This is a genomic window from Candidatus Tiamatella incendiivivens (assembly GCA_015522635.1).
GTDB lineage: Archaea > Thermoproteota > Thermoprotei_A > Sulfolobales > Acidilobaceae > Tiamatella > Tiamatella incendiivivens.
This window is the reverse complement of the sequence record WALW01000002.1, coordinates 1-3359: the sequence shown is the minus strand read 5'-3', so window position 1 is coordinate 3359 and position 3359 is coordinate 1. Positions and strand designations below refer to the sequence as shown.

Annotated in this window: 3 protein-coding genes; 2 read left to right on the top strand and 1 reads right to left on the bottom strand. The window is 40.5% G+C overall.

The window, feature by feature from the left end; genetic code table 11:
- Window positions 1-200: 200 nt before the first annotated feature.
- Window positions 201-317: a hypothetical protein gene (locus F7B60_00325; protein MCE4613967.1), complete on the top strand. Its 117-nt coding sequence runs from the start codon at window positions 201-203 to the stop codon at window positions 315-317.
- Between the two features lie 4 nt (window positions 318-321).
- On the opposite strand, the gene speD is transcribed toward F7B60_00325, so the two are convergent.
- Complete coding sequence (speD, locus tag F7B60_00320) at window positions 322-735, bottom strand: adenosylmethionine decarboxylase (GenBank protein MCE4613966.1); 414 nt, start codon at window positions 733-735, stop codon at window positions 322-324.
- Between the two features lie 183 nt (window positions 736-918).
- On the opposite strand from speD, the gene F7B60_00315 reads away from it, so the two are divergent.
- Window positions 919-3359: S8 family serine peptidase (locus F7B60_00315; protein ID MCE4613965.1), on the top strand; the 2441-nt coding region annotated here is incomplete at its 3' end.

Below are 3359 nucleotides of genomic sequence, written 5' to 3'. Positions count from 1 at the left end.
TGCATTCCTCAACGGAGAAGTACCACCAACACTCGTTAACAAAGAAGTACTAAAGGTGAAGAGCCCTGGATTCAAATGAGCAAAACGAGTACGAGGAAACGTTAAAGAAAACAGCGAACCTTCCCGTTGCTGATATAGAAAGAATATGGTTCGACTATGATAAACAAAACGATATACTCTACATCAACTTCGGATACAACATCGAGGACGCTGATGAAAGCATTATGACAGAGAACGATATAGTCATAAGAATAAAGGATAACAAAATAGCAGGAATAACTGTTTTCGACTTCTCAAAAAGAGTAGGCGGGCTCTAGTAAACTATTCTTTTCCTACACTACTAGAGCCCAATTCTTCTATAACATCAGGTGGAAGGCTACTCCTGTCGGAGTAATGGACAGTATAGAACTTAGGGTTAAGCCTATTCAGAATAACCTCGAAACCCCGCCAAGGATCAGCGGTATCCCCACAGGTATAAACATCAACCGTGGCATACTTATACCCTGGCCACGTATGAATGCTAATATGGCTTTCTAGTACCAGGGCAATAACGCTTACACCGCCTTTTTCTCCTTCAATCTTCCATGACTTCAAGTCATGTAATGTGGCTCCAGCAGCTTCTACGGCTTTCAACACAGTCTCCTTGATAAAGTCTTCGTCCCAGAGAGTACTAGGATCTACACCGTACATGTTGCCATAAACATGTCTTCCTATAACAAAGTCTTCAACCACCATTAAGTCACCCCTGTTTTGGAGACAAAAGCGGTAATATATCCTTTTAAGGATTTCTATGGTAAGACCAAGCAATCCAGCTTAATAATCTAAACCCGTCTTGTTTCTATTAAATGTTTAAATTGATTGGAATACAACATTTAGAATAAAATGACTAAACCACAGTCTAATACAAAGGTGATACGGTTGAAAAAGGTATCATCCATTATAGCAGTATTCCTCTTATTGGTGGTAATACTAGGCTCTGTACCATCCGTAATAGCATCCTCTACAAGTAACCTGTCAACAAGTCCAACAACTCTAAATTGGGTACATAAAGTAGATAGAAGACTATTGTCAGACGATACATATAAGTCGAATGTACACTTACCATTCATACCAAGCAACTTGTCAAGCAAGATTTCAACACTAAAATCGAAATTTTCCAAGGAACTAGTGAATCCTACACAAGGAAAGGCAAGAGTACTCATACTGTACAAAGGAGGAAAAGACGTTGCAAGTTACATTAAGCAGAACGCTATGGTATACTCTGGTTTCTCAGAAGGTAACGGCGGCATAATGATGGCATGGGTGACAAAACAGCAAGTACAAAAACTAGCAATGAACCCTAATATTATATCAATATCACTACAATCAAGTATACAAATAGGGGCACCAAAAGACCCAGATACTCTCAAACAACCCAACAGCCTGAAAGAACTAGGATTAACGGTCTCAGAAGGAGAAGGATCCGGATATAACTTGGAAATGGCGCCCGAAATAACAGGCGCAACCTACGCATGGAGCCACGGATACAACGGCACAGGAGTAAACGTAGCAGTAGTAGATACAGGAGTAGATATGGGAGAATCCGACCTAGGACTACAAGCACTAGCAAGAGACCAGTACGGACTACCACTACTTTTCGATGCAGACGAGATGGGAACGGCTTTAACAATTAACCCAACGAATGTATCAGGAAATAATATAACTGTAATCCCATTGAATGTTCCTTCCAGTGATAATAAAACATATAATGGAGTAGTATTCTATGATCCAGCTACAGGAAGTTTGGAAGTAACAAACTACTCACTAGTAGCTGTAGTAACACCAAATAATTTCTCCTTTAGTGCTATACCTGTCGTCAATCAATCATTTACACTGCCTAGCGATGTAAATACTAGTACACCTATACATTTCGGCCTAGTATCACAGTATTATCTTGTTGGAAGCTCATTAATATGGATACTCGCCCCTGCTATAACAACAGATACAAATGGCGATGGACAATACGATACAGTATATATTGATTTATCATCCATATATTATATGTTGATGGATTCACTATACAATGTCGGTATAGCGAGCACTCCACCAAACTCAAGTTTACTCGACTTTAGCTTTGCTGATGAACCGGGAATTTCATATGGGCATGAAATAGCTGCAAGAGACTTCAACGGAGACGGTGTAAATGATTTAAGTATGGGGGCTCTCTCACAAGCATTTAACGATGCAAATGGCGTCTTCTATTATGCATATAATTTTGGATGGTTTAACGACTATGAGTGGAACGGATTAATTCTTCCAGGGTTAGATACATATGATGGAGAATGGTTTGATCTGGTTTATGATTTCTATGGTCATGGTACTGAATGTGCTCATGTTATAGCAAGCCGTGGACAAATACCCAGGCCTACTGCGGGTCCGTTTGGGACGTATACAGAACTCAAATATATAGGAATTGCTCCTGGAGCGAAGATAGGTGCAGCTCCTGCTTTATGGATAGGTAATGTTATTACAGCGGAGCTCTGGTTATCGGGTTATGATCTAGCTAACCCAGAGTATTTCAGTTGGATGTACACTGGGATTCATCAGGCTGATGTGATTAGTAATAGTTGGGGAATGAGTTACCTATTACTAAACGGGTTTGCTTCTGACGGTGATGTTATGAGCTTATTCGAGGATTTCATAACATTATCAACTGGAACAGTTATCGTCCATGCAGCTGGTAACGGTGGACCTGGCTTCGGCAGCGTAACAATTCCTGGAGCAGCTACTAACGTGATAACTGTTGGTGCTTCAAACCTCTTCTATTACCGTCCTATATTCGGATATATGCCAGGTGGATACTATCAAGTTGTAAGTTGGAGTGATAGAGGCCCAACACAGTACGGGTATCCTAAGCCGGATGTCGTTAATATTGGTAGCTTCGAGTATAGTGTTGCACGTGTAATTGACGGGTTGGGAGATGGAACCATGAACCTTGATTTATTCGGTGGTACCAGTGAAGCCACACCAATGACTGCTGGTGCAGTAGCTATTATAATACAAGCACTCATGGATAATATAATACATCCACCACTTCCACCTCCTACTCCTATTACACTACAGGCGGCTGAAACTAATTTATTACAAAAGCTTGGAAGTGATAGCCTAGGTAACTCTAATGGAAATTCCATTAATACAGCTCAGGAATCATCGTTCATTAAAGTGTTACTTAAGAGCACAGCTAGCGATATGGGATATGATCCATTCTCCCAGGGAAGCGGTCATGTTAATATAACTAAAGCTATACAATTCATAGAAGAGGGTAAGGGAGTACTAGCATATAGCAGTGATTCAGTGTCAAACATAGCTACGTTATTTGA

What these genes read in the sequence shown, in the direction of transcription:
- speD (MCE4613966.1), bottom strand. Translation starts at nt 735, where the DNA reads ATGGTGGTTGAAGACTTTGTTATAGGAAGACATGTTTATGGCAACATG.